Below are 22,674 nucleotides of genomic sequence, written 5' to 3' on the forward strand. Positions count from 1 at the left end.
TTACCGAGGTAGTGGTCGATGCGGAAGATCGAGTCGGCCGGAAAGGCGACCTCGAGCGTGGCGTTGAGCTCGCGGGCCGTCTGCAGGTCGCTGCCGAAGGGCTTCTCGATGACGACACGGCGCCAGGCATCCGGGTTGTTCGACTTGTCGTCGACGAGGCCGGACGCCTTCAGCTGCTTGGCGACGATGGGGAAGTCGCGCGGCGGGATGGACAGGTAGAACGCGTGGTTTCCCATCGTCCCGCGTTCGACATCGAGCTTCTCCACCGTCTCGCGCAGCCGGCGGAACGCGTCGTCGTCGCCGAACTCGCCCGACACGAAGCGGATGCCCTGCAGCAGCTGCTTCCACGTCTCCTCGCGGAACGGCGTGCGCGCGTACTGACGAACGGCATCGTGGACGACGTTCGCGAAGTCCTGATCCTCCCAGTCGCGCCGGGCGAAGCCGACCAACGCGAATCCGGGTGGCAGCAGACCGCGGTTGGCCAGGTCGTACACGGCCGGCATCAGCTTCTTGCGCGACAGATCGCCTGTCACGCCGAAGATCACCAGCGCGCTGGGACCGGCGATGCGGTTGAGGCGGCGGTCATCGGGATCGCGCAACGGATTGTGGTCGCGCGAGATCTCGGCAGTCATCGAGAAAGACTCCTCCTGGTCGCGCTACTGCGCGGCCTCGAACAGGGAAAGCACCTCGACCTGAGGGTCGGTCAGGGTGAGGGTGACCACGGGTCGTCCGTGCGCGACGAGCACATCCGCGTCGCCGGCCGCCTGAGCGGTGATCAACTGACGGAACGTGAACGGGCGACCGGGTATTTCCAGATCGACCTCACCGGCTCCGATGATCTGCAGGAACACCCCGGTGGCGGGCCCGCCCTTGTGGAACTGACCCGTGGAGTGCAGGAAGCGGGGCCCCCAGCCGAACGTGACGGGTCGACCCGTATCGGCGGCGATGAGTTCGCGGATGCCTGAAAGCTGAGGCACCGAGGTGCGATCGGCGTAGGCCTGCACGGCGACGTAGCCGTCGGGACCGAGACGAGCCCACAGGGCGTCCAGCACTCCGGCGAGTGTGCCGGACGCGGCCAGCTCGGGATCGGACACGCGCACCTCGACGCCGTTCGCTGTGAAGGCGGGGTCGCTGAGGGCGGGGCGAGAATCGAGCAGCGCGCGAGCGGCGGCCTTGGCGGACTCGACGTCGGGCTGGTCGAACGGATTGATGCCCAGCATGCGTCCCGCGATGGCCGTCGCGTACTCCCAGACGACGAACTGAGCGCCCAGCGAACCGCTGACGAGTACCTCGTCGGGGTGTTGCTCGATCAGCCGGAAATGCACGGCATCATCCACGAGACGCACGAGCTGCATGTCTGCCGGGGTCTGGTCGACCTCCGGGGACAGCGGCAGCAGCACCACGGGAAGGATGCCGGTGCCGTTCTTGCCGGTCGACTCCGCCACGAGCTGCTCGATCCAGTCGGGCAGGCCCACGATGTGCGTGCCGTCGCTGATCAGGCCCAGCTTGTCGCGCCGCGGGTCGCCACCGGCGATGGCCGCGGCGAGCGTGAGTGCGGGGTTGCGGGGGTCGTCGATGGCGACCTCCAGAAGCGTCGCCTCCGCCTCGTCCAGGAGCTCAGCGATGTCCACGCCCGCGAGCCCGGAGGGCACCAGCCCGAAGGCCGTGAGCGCCGAATAGCGTCCCCCCACGTTCGGGTCGGCGGTGAACACGCGGTAGCCGGCCTCGCGGGCGGATTGCTCGAGCGGGGATCCCGGGTCGGTGACCACGACGATGCGCTCGGACGGATCGATGCCGAGATCGGACCAGGCGGCCGCGAAGGCGCGCTGCGCAGAATCGGTCTCGATGGTCGAGCCCGACTTCGATGCGACGACGAGAACCGTCTGCGCGAGGCTGCCGGACTCGGCATCCCCGTCGATCGCGGCCAGGACCTGCGCCGGGTCGGTCGAGTCGAGGATCACCAGCGGTACACCTGCCGTGCGGGTGATGACCTCCGGCGCGAGGGATGAGCCTCCCATCCCCGCGAGCACGACGCGGGTGAGACCCCGTGCGACGAGATCTGCGCGCAACGCGAGGATCTCGTCGACGAGGGGCCGTGACACGCTGACCGCGTCCACCCATCCGAGGCGGACAGCCGCCTCGGATGCCGCCTCGGGTCCCCACAGGTCGGGGTCGCCGGCGGTGATACCGCTGGCGACCAGGTCGTCGACCAGACCCGGAACGGTCTGGTCGACGACCTGCTTGACGTGACCCGAGACGTGGATCTCGAAACTCACCGGCTGGTCTCCGGGGCCGTCGCCAGCGCCTCGGCGACGGTCTTCTTGAGGTCCTGCCACGAGGCGATGAACTTCGCGACACCCTCGTCCTCGAGCGTCTGGGTGACATCGTTGATGTCGACGCCGAGTTCGGCGAGCTGCGAGAAGACCAGGTGAGCGTCTTCGTAGGCACCGGTGACGGTGTCGCCGGTGATGACACCGTGGTCGAAGGTGGCCTCGAGCGTCTTCTCCGGCATCGTGTTGACGGTGCCGGGCGCGACGAGCTCGGTGACGTAGAGCGTGTCGGGCAGCGCAGGGTCCTTCACACCGGTCGAGGCCCACAGCGGACGCTGCACGTTCGCGCCGGCGGAGATGAGCTCCTGAGCGCGCGCGGTCGCGAACTGCTGCTCGAACAGCTCGTAGGCCAGACGCGCGTTCGCCAGGCCCGCGCGGCTCTTCAGTGCCTCGGCATCCTCGCTCTCGAAAGCCGACAGACGCTTGTCGACCTCGGTGTCCACGCGCGAGACGAAGAACGAGGCGACGGAGTGGATGCCGGACAGGTCATGCCCGGCCGCCTTCGCCTGCTCCAGGCCCGCCAGGTAGGCGTCGATGACCTCGGCGTACCGCTCGAGCGAGAAGATCAGCGTCACGTTGACCGAGATGCCCGCGCCGATGACCGCGGTGATCGCGGGCAGGCCGGCCTTGGTCGCGGGGATCTTGATGAGGGCGTTGGGCCGGTCGACCTTGGCCCACAGCTTCTCCGCCTCGGCGACGGTGGCGTCGGTGTCGTGGGCGAGATCGGGGGAGACCTCGATCGACACGCGGCCGTCTACGCCGCCCGTCGCGTCGAACACGCCGCGGAAGATGTCGGCGGCGTCACGCACGTCGGTGGTCGTCAGCTCGAAGATCGCGGCGTCGACATCCGCGCCGCCTTCGGCCAGCGCGGCCAGCGGTGCGTCGTACGAGTCGTCGTTCTGGTTGCCGATGGCGGCCTGGAAGATCGACGGGTTCGTCGTGACGCCTGAGACATTGCGCGACGAGATCAGGTCGGCGAGGTTGCCCGACGCGATGCGCGCGCGGGAGAGGTCGTCGAGCCAGATACTGACGCCGGCGTCGACGAGCTGCTGGGTCGGGGTCGAGCCCGGGGTGGGGGTGCTCATGCGTTCTCCTTGACGGTTGCGCGGGCCGCTTCCACGACCGCATCGGTGGTGATACCGAACTTCTCGAACAGGGTCTTGTAATCGGCGGAGGCGCCGAAGTGGTCGATGCCGACCGTACGGCCGGCATCGCCCACGATGCCGCGCCAGAGCGGGGTCGACCCGGCCTCGACGGACACGCGCGCCGTGACGGCGGCCGGCAGCACGCTCTCGCGGTAGGCGGCATCCTGCTCGGCGAACCACTCCAGCGACGGGGCCGAGACGACGCGCGCCTGGATGCCCTCGGCGGCCAAGGTCTCGCGGGCCGCGACGGCCAGCTGCACCTCGGAGCCGGTCGCGATGATGATCACGTCGGGCTGTCCGCCCTCGGCGTCGATGAGCACATACGCACCCTTCGCCACGCCGTCGGTCGTCGCGAAGCCCGCCTCGCCGCGGGGGAACACGGGGATGTTCTGACGCGTCAACGCGATGCCGACCGGGCCGCCGCTGGTGCGACGGACGATCTCCAGCCAGGCCGCGGACGTCTCGTTCGCATCCGCCGGGCGCACCACGGTGAAGTTCGGAATGAGGCGCAGCGTCGACAGCTGCTCGATCGGCTGATGCGTCGGTCCGTCCTCGCCGAGGGCGACCGAGTCGTGCGTCCACACGAAGATCGAGGGGATGTCCATCAGAGCGGCCAAGCGCACCGGCGGGCGCATGTAGTCGCTGAAGATCAGGAACGTGCCGCCGAACGGGCGTGTCGGACCGTGCAGCTTGATGCCGTTGACGATCGCACCCATCGCGTGCTCGCGGATGCCGAAGTGCAGCACACGCCCGTACGGGTCGCCCGACCACTCGTGGGTCGACCACTCGGCGGGAATGAACGACTTGGCGTCCTTGATCGTCGTGAGGTTCGACTCGGCCAGGTCGGCGGAACCGCCCCAGAGCTCCGGAAGCTGCGCGGCGAGCGCGTTGATGACCTGACCCGAAGCGGCGCGCGTGGACACGTCCTTACCGGAGGTGAACTCCGGGACGGAGACATCGGCGGGCAGCTCGCCGGCTTCCAGACGCTCCAGCAGTGCCTTGCGCTCGGGGTTGGCCGCAGCCCACGCGTCGAAGTCGACCTGCCAGGCCGCGCGCGCCTCGGTGGCCCGCTCCTGGAGAGCGCGCGTGTGCGCGATCACGTCGTCGTCGACGACGAAGGACTTCTCCGGGTCGAACCCGAGGACCTTCTTCGTCGCCGCCAGCTCGTCGGCGCCCAAGGCGGAGCCGTGGATCTTTCCGCTGTTCTGCTTGCCGGGCGAGGGCCATCCGATGATCGTCTTCAGGATGATGAGCGACGGCTTGTCGGTCTCGCCCTTGGCGGCCTCGATCGCGGCGTACAGCTCGGCGACGTCTTCGACGTACTCCCCGGTCTTCTTCCAGTCGACCGTCTGGACCTGCCACCCGTAGGCCTCGTATCGGGCGGCGACGTCCTCGGTGAAGGCGACGTTGGTGTCGTCCTCGATCGAGATCTGGTTCGAGTCGTAGATGGCGATGAGGTTTCCGAGGTTCTGGTGACCGGCCAGGCTCGAGGCCTCGCTGGTGACTCCTTCCTGGAGGTCGCCGTCGCCCGCGATCACGTACACGAAGTGGTCGAACGGGCTCGTGCCGGCCGCCGCCTCGGGGTCGAACAAGCCGCGCTCGTAGCGGGCCGCGTACGCGAAGCCCACAGCCGAGGACAGGCCCTGGCCGAGCGGGCCCGTCGTGATCTCGACACCCTTCGTGTGGCCGTACTCCGGGTGGCCCGGCGTCAGGGAGCCCCAGGTGCGCAGCGACTCGAGATCGGACAGCTCGAGCCCGAAACCGCCGAGATAGAGCTGCACGTACTGCGTCAGCGAGGAGTGTCCGGCGGAGAGGATGAAGCGGTCACGGCCGAGCCAGTGCGTGTCGGAGGGATCGTGACGCAGCACACGCTGATACAGCAGGTATGCGGCCGGCGCGAGGCTCATCGCCGTGCCGGGGTGTCCGTTGCCCACCTTCTCCACGGCATCCGCGGCCAGCACGCGAGCGGTGTCCACCGCGCGCCGATCGATCTCATCCCAAACCAGTTCCGACACGTGGTGCCCTTTCGAAAAGAGGGGAGTGCGTCCGACTCTCCAGCCGGCCTCGGCGGCGTCGAAGCGCTGCCTGCCGGCGCTCGGCGACGCCTGTGTTTTCAGCTTAGCGAAGTGCCGCGGGTCGCAGGCCGCATGTGTCGTCCGTGACAATTCGCCGTCGAACCTCGACCGATCGGCGGTGGGCGGCTGCGGCTCGGGCGATCACCCGATGGCCTCGTGACCTAGACTGGGGGAAGGTCTGGAGTGAGCCGGGGAAGGGGTCTGCGGGCATGGTGCAGTCGAGCGTGTCCGCCGGGAACGATGTCGCGATCGGCCTGCCCCTCGGCCAGAAGATCCGCGCCTACGTTGCGCTGACCAAGCCCCGCGTGCTCGAGCTGCTCCTGGTGACGACGGTGCCGGTGATGATCCTGGCGCAGGGCGGGATGCCGAACCTGTGGCTCGTGCTGGCGACGGTGATCGGCGGCGCCATGAGCGCCGGATCGGCCGCCACCTTCAACATGTACCTCGATCGCGACATCGACGCGCACATGCGTCGGACCGAGAATCGTCCGCTCGTCACGGGCGAGGTGACTCCGCGAGGCGCTCTCGTGTTCGCCTGGAGCCTGGCGGTGGGCTCCACGCTCTGGCTGCTGCTGGCCACCAACTGGCTGGCCGCAACGCTGAGCGCCGTGGCCATCTTCTTCTACGTGGTCATCTACACGATGCTGCTGAAGCGCCGCACCGAGCAGAACATCGTCTGGGGCGGCATCGCCGGGTGCTTCCCGGTGCTCATCGGATGGTCGGCCGTCACCGGATCGCTGACCTGGACCCCCTTCGTCCTCTTCCTCCTCGTCTTCCTCTGGACCCCGCCGCACTACTGGCCGCTGTCGATGAAGTACAAGGGCGACTACCAGGAAGCGGACGTGCCGATGCTCGGTGCGACGCGCAACGGCCAGCAGGTCGGGCTGCAGGTCATCCTGTACGCCTGGGCCACCGTCGCCTCCTCGCTTCTGCTCATTCCCGTCGCGGGCATGGGTCTCGTCTACACGGCATCCGCTCTCGTGTTCGGCGGCTGGTTCATCGTCGAGTCCCACGTGCTCTACAACCGTGCCGTCCGCGGAGAGCAGATCCGCCCCATGCGCGTCTTCCACGCGTCGATCACGTACCTGACGCTCCTGTTCGTCGCCATCGCGATCGATCCGCTGCTTCCGTTCTGAACGGACGACGAAGGCGCCGACTCCTCGAGGAGCCGGCGCCTTCGTGTCGTTCGGTGCGCGATCAGACCGTGGGGCGGTCCGTCGTCGCAGCAGCGGACTCGTCGGCGTCCGCAGTCGGGGCGGCGATCGTCTCGGCCGCCGGGGCGGCGACCGTCGCGGGCTCCACGACCTCGACCACGTCGATCTCCTGGGGGACGACGCTCGGCGTGACGGCGCGCGCGATCGAGCCGATGGTGCCGAGGGTCAGCGCCAGAGCCAGACCGATGAGGCCGACGCCGATGAGGATCGCGCCGAGAACGGCCCAGATCTGACCGGCGTAGACCTCGACACCGGTGGCGGTGCCGTCGGCGAGCGTGCTGGCCATGACGGTCAGCTTGTCGACGAGCAGGTAGACGCCGCCGCCGACGGCGACGAGCGAGCCGCCCACGAGCACCCAGAACGGGATGCTGCGGATCACACGGGCGGTGTTGGGCATGGGAAAGCTCCTTCTGTCACGTCGCCGCACGCGCGGCGACACATCGACTATCTGCGAACCACCAGAGGAGCGGTGATGCGCCGGCTATGAGATCGCTGTGGAGCGCTCGCCGGCACCCAGCATGTCATGCGGCTGCTTCATGTGCAGGATCACGGCGGTCATCGCCGCCACGAGTGTCACGGCGAGCATCATGTGGACGTTCACGAGAGCGATCGGAAGGCCCGTGCGCGCCTGCCACAGCCCGATCGCGATCTGCACCAGCTCCACGCCGAGCAGCAGACCCGTCCATCGCCGCATGCCCGTCGTCGCACCCAGCCGGTAGGACCACCCGAACAGCACCAGCGTGAGCGCGAAAAGGACGTAGGCGGGCCAGCTGTGCACGTGCTGCCAGAAAATCGGGTCGAGGCCGTTGCGGGCGGCGGCGGTGTCTCCGGCGTGCGGGCCGGAGCCGGTCAGCAGGATGCCGATGACCACCGTGATGAGAACGACGACGCTCGTCACGTGCGCCACGACGGCGTAGCCGCGCGGGACGACGAGCTCTCGCCGGCCGGGCTTCGCGTACACGCGGACGACGTAGGCGGCGGCGATCGCGACGAGCGCGGCCGACAGCAGATAATGCAGCCCGACGATGCTGGGGTGCAGGTGCAGCCACACGGTGACACCGCCGATGACGGCCTGCAGGATGATGCCGATGCCGATCGCGAGCACGAGCCTCGGCAGTTCCGGACGCGTGCGCCACAGGCGCACGACGGACAGGAAGGCGAGGAGGGCCACGATCACCAGGACGCCGGTCAGCGTGCGGTTGCCGAACTCGATGAGGCCGTGGATGCCGAGCTCCTGCGTCGGGACGAGCGAATCCGGGGTGCAGTACGGCCAGGTCTCGCAGCCCATGCCCGAGCCGGTGAGCCGGACGAGACCGCCCGTGCCGACGATGACGATGTTGCTGATCAGCACGAGCCACGCGAGGACGCGTGTCGGGCGCCCGACACGCGCGGGAAGTCGCGACAGCAGTCCGCGCCCGTCCGCGGGTGCGGGAGCCGCGGTGGTGGTCTCGGCGCTGGAGGTCTGTGGTGCGGACAAAGTGGGGTCGCCTCCCGGATGCGCGCCCGGACGGGCGCCGGCCACCCCCGTGTCGGGGTGTTGCCTATAGACTGAAGGGGTGGGAACAGCGGCGCGCGAAGCGCGTCACGCCACCTACAGTCTAGGCGCGCGCGGTGCACGCCCCGACGAAGACCACGTCGGAGAAAACGACACGAAAACGGCCCTGGAAGCGGCATCCGACCTTCGCCCACGACACTCCGATCGTGAGACAGGCGCAGGCGCAGGAATGCCGGAGCGGATGACACCGCCGGGCACGAAGGAGGCAAACCCCATGTCGGATGTGCTCATCGACCGTCCCGAACTCGAGGGACTGGGCGTCTATGAATTCGGCTGGCACGACGAAGACGCCGCCGGCGCCGTCGCCCAGCGCGGGATCAACGAGGACGTCGTCCGCGGGATCTCGGCGCTGAAGAACGAACCCGAGTGGATGCTGAAGACCCGACTGAAGGGCTTCCAGCTGTTCGGGCGCAAACCGATGCCCACGTGGGGTGCCGACCTCTCGGACATCGACTTCGACAACATCAAGTACTTCGTACGCTCCACCGAGAAGCAGGCGCAGTCGTGGGAGGACCTCCCGGAGGAGATCCGCAACACGTACGAGAAGCTGGGCATCCCGGAGGCGGAGCGTCAGCGCCTCGTCGCCGGCGTCGCCGCACAGTACGAGTCCGAGGTCGTCTACCACCAGATCCGCGAGGACCTGGAGCAGCAGGGCGTCATCTTCATGGACACCGATACGGCGCTGCGCGAGCATCCCGAGTTCTTCGAAGAGTACTTCGGCACCGTGATCCCGGCCGGGGACAACAAGTTCGCCGCCCTCAACACGGCCGTCTGGTCAGGTGGATCGTTCGTCTACGTCCCGAAGGGCGTGCACGTCGAGATCCCGCTGCAGGCGTACTTCCGCATCAACACCGAGAACATGGGCCAGTTCGAGCGGACGCTGATCATCGCCGACGAGGACAGCTACGTCCACTACATCGAGGGCTGCACGGCGCCGATCTACAAGAGCGACTCGCTGCACTCGGCCGTCGTCGAGATCATCGTGAAGAAGAACGCGCGCGTGCGGTACACGACGATCCAGAACTGGTCCAACAACGTCTACAACCTGGTGACCAAGCGCGCCATCGCCCACGAAGGCGCGACGATGGAGTGGATCGACGGCAACATCGGCTCGAAGGTCACGATGAAGTACCCGTCCATCTACCTCATGGGCGAGCACGCGAAGGGGGAGACCCTCTCGGTCGCCTTCGCCGGTCCCGGACAGCACCAGGATGCCGGCGCGAAGATGATCCACATGGCTCCCTACACGCAGTCCTCGATCGTCTCCAAGTCGATCGCCCGCGGTGGCGGCCGGGCCGGGTACCGCGGCGAGGTGCGCGTGGACGCCAACGCCCACCACTCGGCGAACACCGTGCGCTGCGACGCGCTCCTGGTCGACACGATCTCGCGTTCGGACACGTATCCGGCGATCGATATCCGTGTCGACGACGTGCAGCTCGGTCACGAGGCCACGGTCTCCAAGGTGAGCGAAGAGCAGCTCTTCTACCTGATGAGCCGCGGCATGCCGGAGGACGAGGCGATGGCGATGATCGTGCGCGGCTTCATCGAGCCCATCGCACGCGAACTGCCCATGGAGTACGCCCTCGAGCTCAACAAGCTCATCGAGATGGGCATGGAAGGATCCGTCGGCTGATGACGACAGCGACTCAGACCCCCGCCGGCGAGAGCATCCGGGCGGAGGGTCACATCGACCCTGCGGCCACGCTGGTCTCCGGCTTCGTGCCGGTGCAGACCCGATCGGAGCGGCCGACCTCGTTCGACCCCTCCGATTTCGCCGTGCCGACCGGCCGCGAAGTCAACTGGAAGCACACCCCGTTGGCGCTCCTGGGCGACCTGCTGCGGGACGAGCCCGCCCCCCACGACGTCATCGGCGTCGACGTGAGTGCGCCTTCGTCCGTCGAGCAGATCCGTCTGCGCGTCGGGGAGGCCCCACGCGGTGAGGTCTTCCGTCCCGAGGACCGTGTCAGCGCGATCGCCTGGGCGCAGGAGGACGAGGCTCCGCTCATCCGCATCCCCTCGGGCGTCGAACTCGAGGAGCCGATCGTCGTGCAGCTGACCGGACGCGGCGGTGTCGCGCATGCGCACGTCGTGATCGAGGCACAGGCGCACTCACGGGCGACGGTCGTGCTGCGCCACGCCGGTACCGCACAGCAGGCGCAGAACGTCGAGATCATCGTTCGTGACGGCGCCGCGCTGACGGTCGTCTCGGTACAGCGCTGGGACGATGACGCCATTCACCTGGCATCTCACCAGGCGCGGGTCGACCGCGACGCGACGCTGACCCACGTCGTGGTCAGTCTCGGCGGACGCGTCGTTCGCGTGAACCCGTCTGTCGAGCTCGCGGGAGCAGGTGCGGAGGGCAGACTCTACGGTCTGTCGTTCGCCGACGCCGGTCAGCACCTGGAGAGCCAGGTCTACCTGCACCACAAGGGTGCGCAGACGGTCGGAGACGTGCTCTACAAGGGAGCGCTGCAGGGCGAGTCCGCGCGCAGCGTCTGGGTCGGTGACGTGCTCATCGGACCGGATGCCGTGGGCACCGACTCGTATGAGGCCAACCGCAACCTCGTGCTCACCGATGGTGCACGCGCCGACTCGATCCCCAACCTCGAGATCGAGACGGGCGACATCCGCGGCGCGGGACACGCGAGCGCGACCGGGCGCTTCGACGATGAGCAGCTGTTCTACCTGCAGGCGCGGGGAATCGCGGAGGACGAGGCTCGACGTCTGGTCGTGCTGGGATTCCTCGCCGAGATCGTCCAGAAGATCGATGTGCCGGCCCTGCAGGACGAGCTCATCGCCGCGATCGAGGACGAGCTGGCTCTGGCGACGGCGGCCGAAGGAGAACACGCATGACCGCGCAGAAGGCCCTCAGCCTCAGCGACCTCACCCAGGACACCGCGGTGCGCGTCGAGATCGACGGCGTTCCGATGGCCGTCGTCCTGGATTCGAACGGTGAGGTCCATGCGATCGGCGACACGTGCACGCACGGCGACATCTCGCTGTCGGACGGGTTCGTGGAAGGGGAGACCCTGGAGTGCTGGGCCCACGGCTCGGCCTTCTCGCTGCGCACCGGTCGCCCCCTGAACCTTCCGGCCTATGAGCCGGTGCCCGTGTACGCGGTCACGATCGACGGGGACGACGTCCTGATCGATCCCGCTGTCCTCAAAGATGTGAACTGAAGAAGGTAACTGACATGGCTGTTCTCGAGATCCGCGACCTCCACGTGACGGTCGAGACCGACGCGGGGGAGACCCCCATCCTCAACGGCGTCGACCTGACCGTGCGCACCGGGGAGACGCACGCGATCATGGGCCCCAACGGCTCCGGAAAGTCGACGCTCGCCTACACGATCGCCGGTCACCCCAAGTACACGGTGACCCAGGGCACGATCACTCTGGACGGCGAGGACGTGCTGGCGATGTCGGTCGACGAGCGCGCTCGTGCCGGGCTGTTCCTCGCGATGCAGTATCCGGTGGAGATCCCCGGGGTGACCGTCACGAACTTCCTCCGTACGGCGAAGACCGCGATCGAGGGCGAGGCGCCCGCGATCCGTACGTGGACGAAGGACGTCAAGGAGGCGATGAAGAACCTCCGCATGGATCCGAAGTTCGCTGCCCGCAACGTCAACGAGGGCTTCTCCGGCGGCGAGAAGAAGCGCCACGAGATCCTGCAGCTCGAGCTGCTCAAGCCGGCGATCGCCGTGCTCGACGAGACCGACTCGGGGCTGGACGTCGACGCGCTGAAGATCGTCTCCGAGGGCGTGAACCGCGCCAAGGAGGCGACGGACCTCGGCGTCCTGCTCATCACGCACTACACGCGCATCCTCCGCTACATCAAGCCCGATTTCGTGCACGTGCTCGTGAAGGGCCGCGTTGCCGAGGAGGGCGGCCCGGAACTCGCGGAGCGTCTGGAGGACGAGGGCTATGACCGCTACCTCGAGCCCTCTGACATCGTCGAGGCATAGGATCGAACGCATGACTGCGACCCTCAGTCCGGAGAAGTACGACGACGTCACCGAGGCGCTCAAGGACGTGATGGATCCCGAGCTCGGAATCAACGTCGTCGACCTCGGTCTCATCTACGATCTCAGCTGGGACGAGGAGAACGACGCCCTCGTCATTCACATGACGCTGACCTCGGCGGGCTGCCCGCTCACGGACGTGCTCGAAGAGCAGACCGCGCAGGCCCTGGACGACGTGGTCGATCGCTTCCGCATCAACTGGGTGTGGATGCCGCCGTGGGGACCGGAACGCATCACCGACGACGGACGCGACATGATGCGCGCGCTGGGGTTCGCTATCTGATCGTCATCCGATGTCGGCGTGGCGCACCCGCAGGGGAGCCGTCGGTAGGCTCGAGGCGTGAGCATCGTTCCTCTCGAAGCCCTTCCCGTGGAGAGCCTGCGGCGGCGGTCCAGCACGAAGTGGCGGACGTACGGTTCCGACGTCCTGCCGCTGTTCGTGGCGGAGACGGATTTCCCCCTCGCGCCGCTGATCACGAGCGCCTTGCGCACGGCGGTGGAGCTCGGCGACACCGGGTACACACCACCCGATCCCGGCGTGCGCGATGCCTTCGCATCGTTCGCCGCTCGCCGCTTCGACTGGGTGGTCGATGCCGACCGCGTGCGGACGACGGGTGACGTGATGATGGGCGTCGTCGAGATCCTGCGCGCGGTCACCGCGCCCGGTGACGCGGTCGTGATCACCCCACCGGTGTATCCGCCCTTCACGATGACGGTGGAAGAAGCCGGATGCCGTGTGGCACCCGTGCCGCTGCGCGATACGGGTGCGACCTGGGCACTCGACCTGGACGGCATCGACGCGGCGCTGGCCGACGGCGCGCGCGCCGTGCTGCTGTGCAATCCCCACAACCCCACCGGTACCGTCCATTCGCGTGAGACGCTGGCCGCGCTGGCCCGGATCGCCGCGCGACATGGTGCCATGGTCATCAGTGACGAGATCCATGCGCCGCTCGTCTACGACGATGCGACCTTCACGCCGTTTCTCGCGTCATCGGCGGAAGCTGCCGCGGTCGGCTACACGGTCACCAGCCCCTCCAAGGCGTTCAATCTCGCAGGGCTGAAGTGCGCGGTCATGGTGACCGGGGACGAACGGACCGCCGCCGTCGTGCGCGGCCTGCCGTCGGAGGTGGAGTGGCGTACGGGGCTGTTCGGCGCGATCGCCAGTGTCGCGGCACTGGACGCGGCATCCGATGAGTGGCTCGACGCCCTGCGCGCCCGACTCGATCTCAACCGTCATCTCCTCGCGGACCTCCTCGCCGCACACCTGCCTCGCGCTCGTTACCGCCTGCCCGACGCGGGCTACCTCGCCTGGGTGGATCTGAGTGCCTACGGCTGGGGTGACGACCCGGCCGGGCGCATCCTCGCCGAGGCGCGCGTGGCTGTCCATCACGGCCCGCACTTCGGAGCGCAGGGCACAGGTCACGTCCGCGTGAACTTCGGCTGCGGGCCGGAGGTTCTCACCGAAGCCATTGCGCGAATCGGACGTCTCGTCGGCTCACCGGTGTGACATCTGACGAAGGTAAGGCTACCCTTAGGGTGTGACCGAATCTGCGACCGCCGTCCGCCCGGCCTACTGCCCGTATGCCGTCCGTGTCCGCGCCGTCGAGCGGCTCTCTGCGCACTTCGTGCGGGTATGGTTCACCGGTCCCGAGCTGGAGTGGTTCGGCACCGCGGGTCTCGATCAGCGGATCAAGATCGTCCTGCCCCTGGCCGATGTCGCGGGGGGATACTCCGACTTCGGTCAGGCGGAGCACGCCGGCGACTGGTACGACAGATGGCGGGCGCTGCCGTCTGCGCGCCGCAACCCGTTCCGCACGTACACGGTGCGTCGTGTGGATGCCGCCGCTCGCGAGCTCGCCGTCGATTTCGTCGTGCATCACGATGCCGGTCCGGCGGGATCCTGGGCCGCGCGCGCTGCCGTCGGCGACGAGCTCGTCATCATCGGTCCCGATGAGCGCAGCCCCCAGTCGCGCATCGGCCTGGATTGGCATCCCGGCACCGCCCGACGGCTGCTGCTGGCCGGAGACGAGACCGCCGCTCCCGCGATCTGCAGCATCCTGGAGTCACTGGATCCGCGGTGCGAGATCGACGCGTTCGTCGAGGTGCCCGACGACGACGATGCGCTGCGACCGCAGCTGCCGGCGGCATCCGGCGCGCGGCTCAGCTGGATCGTGCGGGCAGACCGACCGCACGGGGTCGCGCTCATCGAAGCGGTGACCGGGTGGACGCGGGATCACGCCGAGGTGCTCGCGCGCGCCGCGGCGCCCCGGCCTCAGGCCCTCGATGAGATCGACGTCGATCGTGAGCTGCTGTGGGACAGCCCCGAGGATGGCGACGGCGAGTTCTATGCGTGGATGGCGGGGGAGTCGGCGACGGTCAAGGTTCTCCGGCGGCTTCTCGTGTCGGAGTGCGGCGTCGACCGTAAGCGTGTCGCCTTCATGGGGTACTGGCGACGCGGTCAGTCTGAGCGCGTCGAATGAGCGCGCCGGTACGACCGCGCCGAACCTTGGTCGTCGCGGTGGCCGGAGTCGCCCTCCTGGCCGTTTTCGTCCTGCTCTCGCTGGGAGTCGGAGCGCGGCAGATCGCCCCGGTCGACGTGTGGCACGCGTTGGCGTCGTTCGACGCCGCCAACCCCGATCACATCGTGGTCGTCACACAGCGCGTGCCCCGCACCGTCATCGGCGTCTGCGCGGGCGCCGCGCTCGCCCTGGCGGGAACGGTCATGCAGGGCCTCACGCGCAACCCCTTTGCCGATCCCGGACTGCTCGGTCTGAACGCGGGGGCCTCCGTGGCCGTGCTCGCCGCGATCACGCTGTTCGGGATGTCGACGCCGGACGGCTTCGTCTGGTTCGCGTTCGGCGGCGCCGCCGTGGCGGCGGTCGCGGTCGCGCTGATCGGAGGCCGCGGGAACGAGGCCGGGCCTGCGCGACTCGCACTCACCGGCGCGGCCGTGACTGCCGGGCTCAGCGCGGTCACCTTCCTGATCCTCAACACCAACTCCTCCGCGCTCGACGTCTACCGGTACTGGGCGGCCGGAGGCCTGTCGACTCGAGGTCTGGATGCCGTCGCACTCGTGCTGCCCGCACTCGTCGTCGGTGCCGTTCTCGCCCTGGCATCCGCCCGCGGCCTCGACCTCTTCGCTCTCGGTGCGGACACCGCCGCCGGCCTCGGGCACGACGTCGGTCGCAGTCGCGTGCTCGGCATCGTCGCGACCGTGCTCCTGTGCGGCGGGGCGACCGCGATCGCCGGCCCGATCGTCTTCCTCGGGCTGCTCGTCCCGCACGCGCTGCGTGCCGTCGTCGGGGGCAGCTACGGGCGACTCCTGCCTCTCGGGATGCTCTACGGCGGGGTCTTTCTGTTGTTGGCCGATGTGGTGGGACGCGTCGTCGCGCCACCCGGCGAAGTGCAGGCCGGCATCGTCGTCGCGATCATCGGCGCCCCCGTCCTGATCGCACTCGTGCTGCAGCCGCGTCGGAGCATGCTGTGAGTGCCACCCTGGCCGTCCGCCGCGCCGCCGCCCGCCGTCACCGCATCGTGGTGAGCACGGTCATCGTCTTCGCCGTCGTCGCCGTCGTCGTCGCCGTCTCGGTGGGCGACTACCCGATCGCCCCCGACCGTCTCTGGGCGACGTTGACCGGGTCCGGGACGCGCATCGAGCAGTACGTCGTCTTCCAGGTGCGGGCGCCGCGCGCCGCCATGGCGCTGGTGGTCGGGGCCGCGCTGGGCGCCGCCGGAGCGCTCCTGCAGTCCTTCCTCGGCAACCCTCTGGCCAGTCCCGACCTGCTCGGCATCTCCGGGGGGAGCGGGCTGGCGGCGGTGTCCGCGATCCTCCTCCTCGGCACCACCGGACCGCTCGTCGCCGTGTTCGCCTTCGTGGGCGGCTCCGCCGTCGCGGTCGTGCTCATGCTCGCCGGTCGATCGCTGCGTGACGGCGGCTTCCGGTTGATCCTGGCCGGTATCGGTGTCTCGTTCCTCACCTCGGCACTCATCAACCTCATGATGGTGCGCGCCAAGATCGAACAGGCCCAGGTCGCGCTTCTCTGGCTCACCGGAAGCCTCGCCTCGACGCCGTGGTGGCAGGTGCTCGTCGTGCTCGTCGTCTTCGTCGCGCTCGTCCCCGCGCTGATCGTCGCGTCGCGGTGGCTGCCTCTCGTGCAGCTCGGGCGCGAAGCCGCCCACGGGCTGGGTGTGGCGAGCGGACCGGTGCGTGTCGTGGTCGTCACCAGCGCCGTGCTGCTCACCGCCGTCACCTGTGCGTTCGTCGGGCCCATCTCTTTCATCGCGCTCTGTGCCCCCGCGATCGCTCGAGCGCTCCTGCGCCACGGAGCGGTGGGCCTCGGCACGAGCGCCGTCGTGGGCGCCGCGCTGCTGCTCGCGGCCGACCTCGTCGCCCAGTACGCCCTCCCCGGCATGGCCGTGCCCGTCGGCATCGTCACCGGTGCGGTCGGGGCTCTCTTCCTCCTCTGGCTTCTGGCCACCTCGAAAGGACGCCGGCTGTGACCTCGCACTCCGCTTCCCCCCGCTTGACCGCGCGTGCCCTCGCCGCCGGCTACCCCTCCCGACGTGTCATCGACGACCTCGACCTCGAGCTCGCTCCCGGGCGCGTCACGATGATCATCGGCGCCAACGCGTCGGGCAAGTCCACCTTGCTGGGAACGCTCGCCCGACTCCACCCGCCGCTCGCGGGTCGCGTGGAGATCGACGACGCGGATGTCCGCGGCATCCCGCGCCGTCAGCTGGCCCAGACCGTCGGACTTCTCCCGCAGCATCCGACCGCACCCGACGGCGTCACGGTGGCCGAGCTGGTCGGTCGCGGCCGTCATCCCCACCGCGGACTGCTGCAACGCTGGAGCGCGCACGACACGGCGCGGGTGGACGAGGCGATGGCGTGGACGGGGATCACAGAGCTCGCCGAGCGTCCGGTGGGGGATCTGTCGGGAGGGCAGCGTCAGCGCGTCTGGATCGCGATGGCCCTGGCGCAGGATCCGCGCATCCTGCTGCTGGACGAGCCCACCACCTTCCTCGACCTCAGCCATCAGCTCGAGGTGCTCGACCTGCTGCGCGAACTCAACCGCGAGCGCGGGACGACTGTGGTTGCCGTGCTGCACGACCTCAATCTGGCGGCCCGCTACGCCGACGACCTCGTCGTCATGCACGCCGGCGCCATCATCGCCCATGGCGCTCCCACCGAGGTCATGACCGCCGAGACGATCCGCCGTGCCTTCGGACTGTCCGCACTGGTGATCCCCGACCCCCTCACCGCCACCCCGATCGTCATCCCCGTCCCGTCGACGAGCTCCGCTGCGCTCGTCGACGAGGCCACCCCTGCACGTCCCTGAGAAAGGAAGACCCATGAGACGACTCCGCACAGCACTCGGACTCGCCGCGATCGCCGGAGTGACCGCGCTCCTGCTGTCGGGCTGCGCCGCCGGATCAGCGGCGCCCGCCAGCTCCGAAAGCGTTGCGGGTGACGGCTTCCCCGTCACCATCACCTCCGCGCTCGGCGACGCGACGATCACGAAGAAGCCCGAGCGCATCGCGACATGGGGGTGGGGGGCGACGGATGCCGTCCTCGCTCTCGGCATCCAGCCCGTTGCGATCCCCGCCGACAACTACTCGGGCGGCGACGACAAGATGCCGCCGTGGATCGCGGATGCCGTCGACAAGCTTGGAGGCGCCAAGCCCACCATCCTCGACGTCAGCTCGAACGACATCCCCCTCGAGGAACTGCTGAAGACGAACCCGGATGTGCTGCTCGCCCCCTACTCGGGGCTCACGCAGAAGGACTACGACGCCGTCACGGCGGCGGGTATCCCCGTCGTCGCCTACCCGACCGCGCCGTGGGCGACCCCCTGGCGTGATGTCATCACGATCACCGGCAAGGCTCTCGGCATGAGCACGCAGGCTGCCGACCTGCTGACGAGCCTCGACGCGCAGGTGAAGGACGCGGCCGCCGCTCACCCCGAGTTCGCCGGTGTCACGATCGCCTACGTGGACGACGACGTCGATACCTTCTACATGTATCTCCCGGCCGATCCCCGGGTGGAGGTCCTGCAGGACCTCGGCTTCGTCTCGCCGCCCAGCGTGACTTCCCTGGACAAGGGCGAGGGCACCTTCTACACCACGGTCAGCCAGGAGAACCTCGACAAGATCGATGCTCAGGTCATCTTCACGCAGGGCGAGGACCAGAAGACGATCGACGAGTTCCTCGGCTCCGCGCGAGGTCAGTTGATCCCCGCCGTGAAGAAGGGGGCCGTGGCGGCGATGGTGGGCGCGGAGAACGTGGCGGCAGTCTCGCCGACCGCGCTGGCGCTGCCCTGGGCGTTGCCGACCATCACGCAGAGGCTGGCCGCTGCGGTGGCGGTCGCGAAGGGCTGACGCCGCGAGAGACACGACGACGGCCCCGACCGCAGTGGTCGGGGCCGTCGTCGTTGCGCGGTGAGGGTCAGCGACCGGAGCGGCGCTCCAGGGCGCGGACGCCCGCCCAGGCAGCGGGGATCAGCAGCGCAGCGAGCGCGGCTTTGACGACGCCGCCAAGGATGAACGGGGTGACACCGGCGGCGAGGATCGCCTCGATACCGAGTCCCTTGCCGAGGACGGTGCTCAGGATGAAGGCCATGTAGGGCACACCGAACAGGAACGGGATCACGCTCGCCGCCACGAAGCCGACGAACGCGAGGACGGGACGTCGGTCCCACGCGCGCTCCGCGAACCATCCCGCGACGAAGGCGGCGAAGACGAAGCCGATGATGAACCCGAAGCTCGGCTTGGCGACGGCTGCGATGGTTCCCGTGAACCCGGCGAAGACCGGCAGACCCGCGAGGCCGGCGACGAGGTAGGTGAGGAGAGCGGCGGCGCCGCGACGGGCGCCGAGGGCGGCGCCCACGACGACGACGGCGAGAGTCTGTCCCGTGATGGGCACGGGCCAGAGCGGAACCTCGACCTGCGCGAGCACCGCGACCACGGCGGCGCCCGCGATCACGAGGGCTGTGTCCAGGGCGGCGGCGCGGGCCCGGTCGGTCGGGCGGGCGATGAGATCGGCGAGCACGAGGCGGCGGCCTGCGGCGGCGAGGGACATGCGGTCTCCTTCGAGAGGCGGACGGGTCACGGCTCAGCCTAGAGTCTCGCCGCGCGGGCCACCTGGCCGAGATCGATGGAAGAGAGGACGATTCGTTGTCGCATCGAGACAATCTGACGGCGATAGCCCGTCGCGATCCCGGTCCCGCCTCGCTGACTACACTCGCCGCATGATGACTTTCACCGTTCGCTCCGCTCGTCCCGCGGATGCCGCCGGTATGGCGCGCGTGCACGTGGAGGGGTGGCGGCGGACGTACCGCGGCCTCATGGCTGACGAGATCCTCGACGCGCCCGACTTCGTGGACCGCCGCGAGCGCTTCTGGACCGCGGTGCTGGGCGACGACCCCCGCTTCGCGCAGGTCGCTGCGGCCGTCGCCCTCGTCGACGACGAGGTCGCGGGGATCGCGATGACCGGTCCCACCCCGGAAGAGGACCGGACGGATGGCACTCCGGATCGTGCGCTCCACGTGCTCTACGTCCTTGCCGATCACCACGGCACCGGCGTCGGCGCCGCTCTCCTGGACGCGGTGGCCCCAGCATCCGCAGCGCACATGCTGTGGGTGGCCGATCCCAATCCTCGCGCGCAGGCCTTCTATGCGAAGCACGGATTCGTGCCCGACGGAACCGTGCGTGTCGACGACGGCGTGCGGGAGGTGCGGATGACCCGTCCTGCTCGCTCGTCAGCCGCCGGCCGGAGGGATCTCGACGAGGCGGAACCAGCGGCCCCTCGGTGAGAGGCGCGCCCATACGGGGAGGAAGTGCGGATCGCTGACATGGCCGTCGAAGGTGACCCACTCGACGCCGCGAGCTGCCAGCACGTCGAGGGAGCGCCGGACGCAGGCCTCGATCAAGCGCTCACCGTCGGCCGTCTCCCTCCTCGTGGTCTCCGCCGTGAGGCACGAGGGTGTCGAGTCGTGATAGACGAGCGCCAGCGCGACGATCTCGCCGTCGACGACGGCGGCGCTGCTCGCGTCGCGGTCGACCTCGGCCTCGAGGTCTTCCGAGAGAGCCGCCGCGAAATCCGGAGCGACGGGCGACCAGCCCTCGTGCGTCCAGGCGTAGACGGCCGCGTTGGCATCGAGGACGTCGTCCCAGGGCAGATCGCGGACGCTCTGCACCGCCGGGTGCGGCCGCAGAACCGCGCGAGACGCCGCCGGCACGTCCGCGGGTGGCACCACCTGTATGGTCCGTGCTCCCAGGGCGTCGGCGAAGCCGAGTGCATCGTCGTCGACGTACCCGCGCGTCATGAAGGCCAGTGGCGCATCTCGCAGTGTCGACAAGTGGGCGAACACGGCCTTCCCGTAACCGCGGCGACGCGATGCCGGCTCGACCACGATGGCGACCCAGTACCGGTCCCCGTGCACGCGCGAGGTCCACATGATGCCGGCGGCCACGGGGTGCCCGTCCACCTCCAGCACGCTCGAGCGGGTATGCGCATCACGCCATCGATCGGCGCGGAACGCGATCGTGCCGAGGAAGGGCAGCGTCAGATCGCCGTCGGTGAAGGGGCGCAATCGCATGGTCCCGAGTCTGGCACCTCTGGACTCGAGCGGCGGCCGACGCCGGACGTGGACGGTAGAATGGGAGGCTGGTCCGTCTCCGGGCCGTTCCCCATCCCCGACGAACGGACGTCCGCTGTGCTCGCCGTGCACGATCTCGAGATCCGCGTGGGCGCTCGCACGCTCATGTCGGAGGTGTCGTTCCGTGTCTCCGACGGCGACAAGATCGGTCTCGTCGGCCGAAACGGTGCCGGAAAGACCACGCTGACGAAGGTGCTGGCCGGCGACCTGCTGCCGGCCGACGGCAAGGTCGAGCGCTCGGGCGAGCTGGGCTACCTTCCGCAGGACCCGCGGTCCGGCGACCCCGAGATGCTGGCGCGCACCCGCATCCTCGATGCGCGCGGACTCGGCACCCTGGCGCTGCAGATGCAGGAGGCGTCGATGCAGATGGGGGATGCCGACGAGAAGGTGGCCGCGAAGGCGATGCGCCGCTACGGCAACCTCATGGAGCGCTTCGAGGCGCTCGGCGGCTACACGGCCGAGTCCGAAGCGGCATCCATCGCCCACAACCTCTCTCTCCCGGATCGCATACTCGACCAGCCGCTGAAGACGCTGTCCGGCGGCCAGCGTCGCCGCATCGAGCTCGCTCGGATCCTCTTCTCCGATGCGCAGACGATGATCCTCGACGAGCCGACGAACCACCTCGACGCGGACAGCGTCGTGTGGCTGCGCGAGTTCCTGAAGAACTACAAGGGCGGGCTCATCGTCATCAGCCACGACGTCGAACTCGTCGGCGAGACGGTCAACCGTGTCTTCTACCTCGACGCGATGCGTCAGGTCATCGACGTCTACAACATGAACTGGAAGAACTACCTGCGCCAGCGGGTCGCCGACGAGGAACGCCGCAAGAAGGAGCGCGTCAACATCGAGAAGAAGGCGACGGCGCTGCAGTTGCAGGCCGCGCGCTTCGGTGCGAAGGCTTCCAAGGCCGCCGCGGCCCACCAGATGGTCGCTCGCGCCGAGAAGATGCTCTCCGGCCTCGAGGAGGTCCGCCAGGAGGACCGCGTCGCGAAGCTGCGCTTCCCGAAGCCCGCGCCGTGCGGCAAGACGCCGCTCATGGCGAAGAACCTCTCCAAGTCGTACGGATCGCTGGAGATCTTCACCGACGTCGACCTCGCCATCGATCGTGGATCGAAAGTGGTCGTGCTCGGCCTCAACGGTGCCGGCAAGACCACACTGCTCAGGATCCTCGCCGGTGTGGACAAGGCCGACACGGGCGTCATCGAGCCCGGCCACGGCCTGAAGATCGGCTACTACGCCCAGGAGCACGAGAACCTCGACGTCAACCGCTCGGTCCTCGACAACATGATGTCGGCGGCGCCGGACATCAACGCCACCGAGGCGCGCAAGGTGCTCGGTTCGTTCCTGTTCACCGGCGACGACGTTCTCAAGCCCGCCGGTGTGCTCTCCGGCGGTGAGAAGACCCGCCTGTCGCTGGCGACGCTGGTCGTCTCCTCGGCGAACATGCTGCTGCTCGACGAACCGACCAACAACCTCGACCCCGCCTCGCGCGAGGAGATCCTCGGCGCGCTCGCGCATTACGAAGGCGCTGTCGTGCTCGTCTCCCACGACGAGGGCGCCGTTCAGGCTCTCAACCCCGAGCGGGTGCTGATCCTGCCGGATGGTGTCGAGGACATCTGGGGTCGCGACTACGTCGACCTCATCACGCTCGCCTGAGGGCTGGCGCTCGCACCGGTT

General features: G+C 68.8%; 22 protein-coding genes. 14 read left to right on the top strand and 8 right to left on the bottom strand.

Annotated elements, in window-relative coordinates; genetic code table 11:
- The 4 genes from BGN98_RS06845 to tkt form a co-directional block, all read right to left on the bottom strand.
- The coding region (locus tag BGN98_RS06845; protein ID WP_502687821.1) for a glucose-6-phosphate dehydrogenase at positions 1-632 on the bottom strand (632 nt) is incomplete at its 3' end.
- Between the two features lie 24 nt (positions 633-656).
- Positions 657-2,276 carry a glucose-6-phosphate isomerase gene (locus BGN98_RS06850; protein ID WP_061681578.1) on the bottom strand — a complete coding sequence of 540 codons (1,620 nt, stop codon included), beginning with the start codon at positions 2,274-2,276 and terminating at the stop codon, positions 657-659.
- Positions 2,273-3,415 carry a transaldolase gene (gene tal / locus BGN98_RS06855; RefSeq protein ID WP_061681576.1) on the bottom strand — a complete coding sequence of 381 codons (1,143 nt, stop codon included), beginning with the start codon at positions 3,413-3,415 and terminating at the stop codon, positions 2,273-2,275. The genes BGN98_RS06850 and tal overlap by 4 nt, the downstream gene beginning before the upstream one ends.
- Positions 3,412-5,490, bottom strand: a complete 2,079-nt coding sequence (tkt, locus tag BGN98_RS06860; RefSeq protein WP_036290558.1) for a transketolase — start codon at positions 5,488-5,490, stop codon at positions 3,412-3,414. The genes tal and tkt overlap by 4 nt, the downstream gene beginning before the upstream one ends.
- Positions 5,491-5,759: 269 nt before the next feature.
- Between tkt and BGN98_RS06865 the strand changes: the two genes are divergently transcribed.
- Positions 5,760-6,686, top strand: coding sequence for a heme o synthase (locus tag BGN98_RS06865; RefSeq protein ID WP_016465326.1), 927 nt, complete (start codon positions 5,760-5,762; stop codon positions 6,684-6,686).
- 61 nt (positions 6,687-6,747) lie between these two features.
- Here BGN98_RS06865 and BGN98_RS06870 read toward each other — a convergent pair whose 3' ends face one another.
- Both BGN98_RS06870 and BGN98_RS06875 read right to left on the bottom strand, forming a co-directional pair.
- Positions 6,748-7,161, bottom strand: a complete 414-nt coding sequence (locus BGN98_RS06870) for a hypothetical protein (protein ID WP_036290561.1) — start codon at positions 7,159-7,161, stop codon at positions 6,748-6,750.
- Between the two features lie 84 nt (positions 7,162-7,245).
- Positions 7,246-8,241, bottom strand: a complete 996-nt coding sequence (locus BGN98_RS06875) for a COX15/CtaA family protein (RefSeq protein WP_036290563.1) — start codon at positions 8,239-8,241, stop codon at positions 7,246-7,248.
- A gap of 292 nt (positions 8,242-8,533) precedes the next feature.
- Here BGN98_RS06875 and sufB point away from each other — a divergent pair, with 292 nt between their 5' ends.
- Genes sufB through BGN98_RS06930 form a run of 11 tightly spaced genes read left to right on the top strand, consistent with a single transcriptional unit; the run spans position 8,534 to position 18,718 of the window.
- Entirely contained in the window at positions 8,534-9,952 is a 1,419-nt protein-coding gene (sufB, locus tag BGN98_RS06880; protein WP_005049286.1) for a Fe-S cluster assembly protein SufB, read from the top strand.
- Complete coding sequence (gene sufD, locus BGN98_RS06885; RefSeq protein WP_036290566.1) at positions 9,952-11,172, top strand: Fe-S cluster assembly protein SufD; 1,221 nt, start codon at positions 9,952-9,954, stop codon at positions 11,170-11,172. The genes sufB and sufD overlap by 1 nt, the downstream gene beginning before the upstream one ends.
- Positions 11,169-11,498, top strand: a complete 330-nt coding sequence (locus BGN98_RS06890) for a non-heme iron oxygenase ferredoxin subunit (RefSeq protein WP_036290568.1) — start codon at positions 11,169-11,171, stop codon at positions 11,496-11,498. The genes sufD and BGN98_RS06890 overlap by 4 nt, the downstream gene beginning before the upstream one ends.
- 14 nt (positions 11,499-11,512) lie before the next feature.
- Positions 11,513-12,283 (top strand): Fe-S cluster assembly ATPase SufC, encoded by a 771-nt coding sequence (sufC, locus tag BGN98_RS06895; protein WP_005049291.1) that lies wholly within the window; start codon positions 11,513-11,515, stop codon positions 12,281-12,283.
- Positions 12,284-12,293: 10 nt separating this feature from the next.
- Positions 12,294-12,623, top strand: a complete 330-nt coding sequence (locus tag BGN98_RS06900; protein WP_005049292.1) for a metal-sulfur cluster assembly factor — start codon at positions 12,294-12,296, stop codon at positions 12,621-12,623.
- A 57-nt stretch (positions 12,624-12,680) separates the two neighbouring features.
- Positions 12,681-13,847 (top strand): MalY/PatB family protein, encoded by a 1,167-nt coding sequence (locus BGN98_RS06905; RefSeq protein WP_288120419.1) that lies wholly within the window; start codon positions 12,681-12,683, stop codon positions 13,845-13,847.
- A 31-nt stretch (positions 13,848-13,878) separates the two neighbouring features.
- A complete protein-coding gene (locus tag BGN98_RS06910; protein WP_288120421.1) occupies positions 13,879-14,820 on the top strand; it encodes a siderophore-interacting protein in 942 nt (313 codons plus the stop codon).
- Complete coding sequence (locus BGN98_RS06915) at positions 14,817-15,827, top strand: FecCD family ABC transporter permease (protein WP_288120422.1); 1,011 nt, start codon at positions 14,817-14,819, stop codon at positions 15,825-15,827. The genes BGN98_RS06910 and BGN98_RS06915 overlap by 4 nt, the downstream gene beginning before the upstream one ends.
- Positions 15,824-16,840, top strand: a complete 1,017-nt coding sequence (locus tag BGN98_RS06920; protein ID WP_288120424.1) for a FecCD family ABC transporter permease — start codon at positions 15,824-15,826, stop codon at positions 16,838-16,840. The genes BGN98_RS06915 and BGN98_RS06920 overlap by 4 nt, the downstream gene beginning before the upstream one ends.
- Positions 16,837-17,679, top strand: coding sequence for an ABC transporter ATP-binding protein (locus tag BGN98_RS06925; protein WP_288120426.1), 843 nt, complete (start codon positions 16,837-16,839; stop codon positions 17,677-17,679). Before BGN98_RS06920 ends, BGN98_RS06925 begins: the two co-directional genes overlap by 4 nt.
- Positions 17,680-17,692: 13 nt before the next feature.
- Entirely contained in the window at positions 17,693-18,718 is a 1,026-nt protein-coding gene (locus BGN98_RS06930) for an iron-siderophore ABC transporter substrate-binding protein (protein ID WP_288120428.1), read from the top strand.
- A 67-nt stretch (positions 18,719-18,785) separates the two neighbouring features.
- Here BGN98_RS06930 and BGN98_RS06935 read toward each other — a convergent pair whose 3' ends face one another.
- Positions 18,786-19,418 carry a biotin transporter BioY gene (locus BGN98_RS06935; protein ID WP_288120509.1) on the bottom strand — a complete coding sequence of 211 codons (633 nt, stop codon included), beginning with the start codon at positions 19,416-19,418 and terminating at the stop codon, positions 18,786-18,788.
- Between the two features lie 169 nt (positions 19,419-19,587).
- On the opposite strand from BGN98_RS06935, the gene BGN98_RS06940 reads away from it, so the two are divergent.
- On the top strand, positions 19,588-20,151 hold the full coding sequence (locus tag BGN98_RS06940) for a GNAT family N-acetyltransferase (protein ID WP_288120430.1): 564 nt from the start codon (positions 19,588-19,590) through the stop codon (positions 20,149-20,151).
- On the opposite strand, the gene BGN98_RS06945 is transcribed toward BGN98_RS06940, so the two are convergent.
- Positions 20,098-20,937: a GNAT family N-acetyltransferase gene (locus tag BGN98_RS06945; RefSeq protein ID WP_288120432.1), complete on the bottom strand. Its 840-nt coding sequence runs from the start codon at positions 20,935-20,937 to the stop codon at positions 20,098-20,100. The two genes, BGN98_RS06940 and BGN98_RS06945, sit on opposite strands and share 54 nt — an antisense overlap.
- 117 nt (positions 20,938-21,054) lie before the next feature.
- On the opposite strand from BGN98_RS06945, the gene BGN98_RS06950 reads away from it, so the two are divergent.
- Positions 21,055-22,653 (top strand): ABC-F family ATP-binding cassette domain-containing protein, encoded by a 1,599-nt coding sequence (locus BGN98_RS06950; RefSeq protein ID WP_036290590.1) that lies wholly within the window; start codon positions 21,055-21,057, stop codon positions 22,651-22,653.
- The last annotated feature ends 21 nt before the right edge of the window (positions 22,654-22,674 follow it).

The organism is Microbacterium sp. 69-7 (genome assembly GCF_001897985.1).
GTDB lineage: Bacteria > Actinomycetota > Actinomycetes > Actinomycetales > Microbacteriaceae > Microbacterium > Microbacterium laevaniformans.

What these genes read in the sequence shown, in the direction of transcription:
- BGN98_RS06930 (WP_288120428.1), top strand. Translation starts at nt 17,693, where the DNA reads ATGAGACGACTCCGCACAGCACTCGGACTCGCCGCGATCGCCGGAGTG.
- BGN98_RS06865 (WP_016465326.1), top strand. Translation starts at nt 5,760, where the DNA reads ATGGTGCAGTCGAGCGTGTCCGCCGGGAACGATGTCGCGATCGGCCTG.
- BGN98_RS06900 (WP_005049292.1), top strand. Translation starts at nt 12,294, where the DNA reads ATGACTGCGACCCTCAGTCCGGAGAAGTACGACGACGTCACCGAGGCG.
- BGN98_RS06870 (WP_036290561.1), bottom strand. Translation starts at nt 7,161, where the DNA reads ATGCCCAACACCGCCCGTGTGATCCGCAGCATCCCGTTCTGGGTGCTC.
- BGN98_RS06945 (WP_288120432.1), bottom strand. Translation starts at nt 20,937, where the DNA reads ATGCGATTGCGCCCCTTCACCGACGGCGATCTGACGCTGCCCTTCCTC.
- tal (WP_061681576.1), bottom strand. Translation starts at nt 3,415, where the DNA reads ATGAGCACCCCCACCCCGGGCTCGACCCCGACCCAGCAGCTCGTCGAC.
- BGN98_RS06915 (WP_288120422.1), top strand. Translation starts at nt 14,817, where the DNA reads ATGAGCGCGCCGGTACGACCGCGCCGAACCTTGGTCGTCGCGGTGGCC.
- sufB (WP_005049286.1), top strand. Translation starts at nt 8,534, where the DNA reads ATGTCGGATGTGCTCATCGACCGTCCCGAACTCGAGGGACTGGGCGTC.
- BGN98_RS06935 (WP_288120509.1), bottom strand. Translation starts at nt 19,418, where the DNA reads ATGTCCCTCGCCGCCGCAGGCCGCCGCCTCGTGCTCGCCGATCTCATC.
- sufD (WP_036290566.1), top strand. Translation starts at nt 9,952, where the DNA reads ATGACGACAGCGACTCAGACCCCCGCCGGCGAGAGCATCCGGGCGGAG.
- BGN98_RS06940 (WP_288120430.1), top strand. Translation starts at nt 19,588, where the DNA reads ATGATGACTTTCACCGTTCGCTCCGCTCGTCCCGCGGATGCCGCCGGT.
- sufC (WP_005049291.1), top strand. Translation starts at nt 11,513, where the DNA reads ATGGCTGTTCTCGAGATCCGCGACCTCCACGTGACGGTCGAGACCGAC.
- BGN98_RS06890 (WP_036290568.1), top strand. Translation starts at nt 11,169, where the DNA reads ATGACCGCGCAGAAGGCCCTCAGCCTCAGCGACCTCACCCAGGACACC.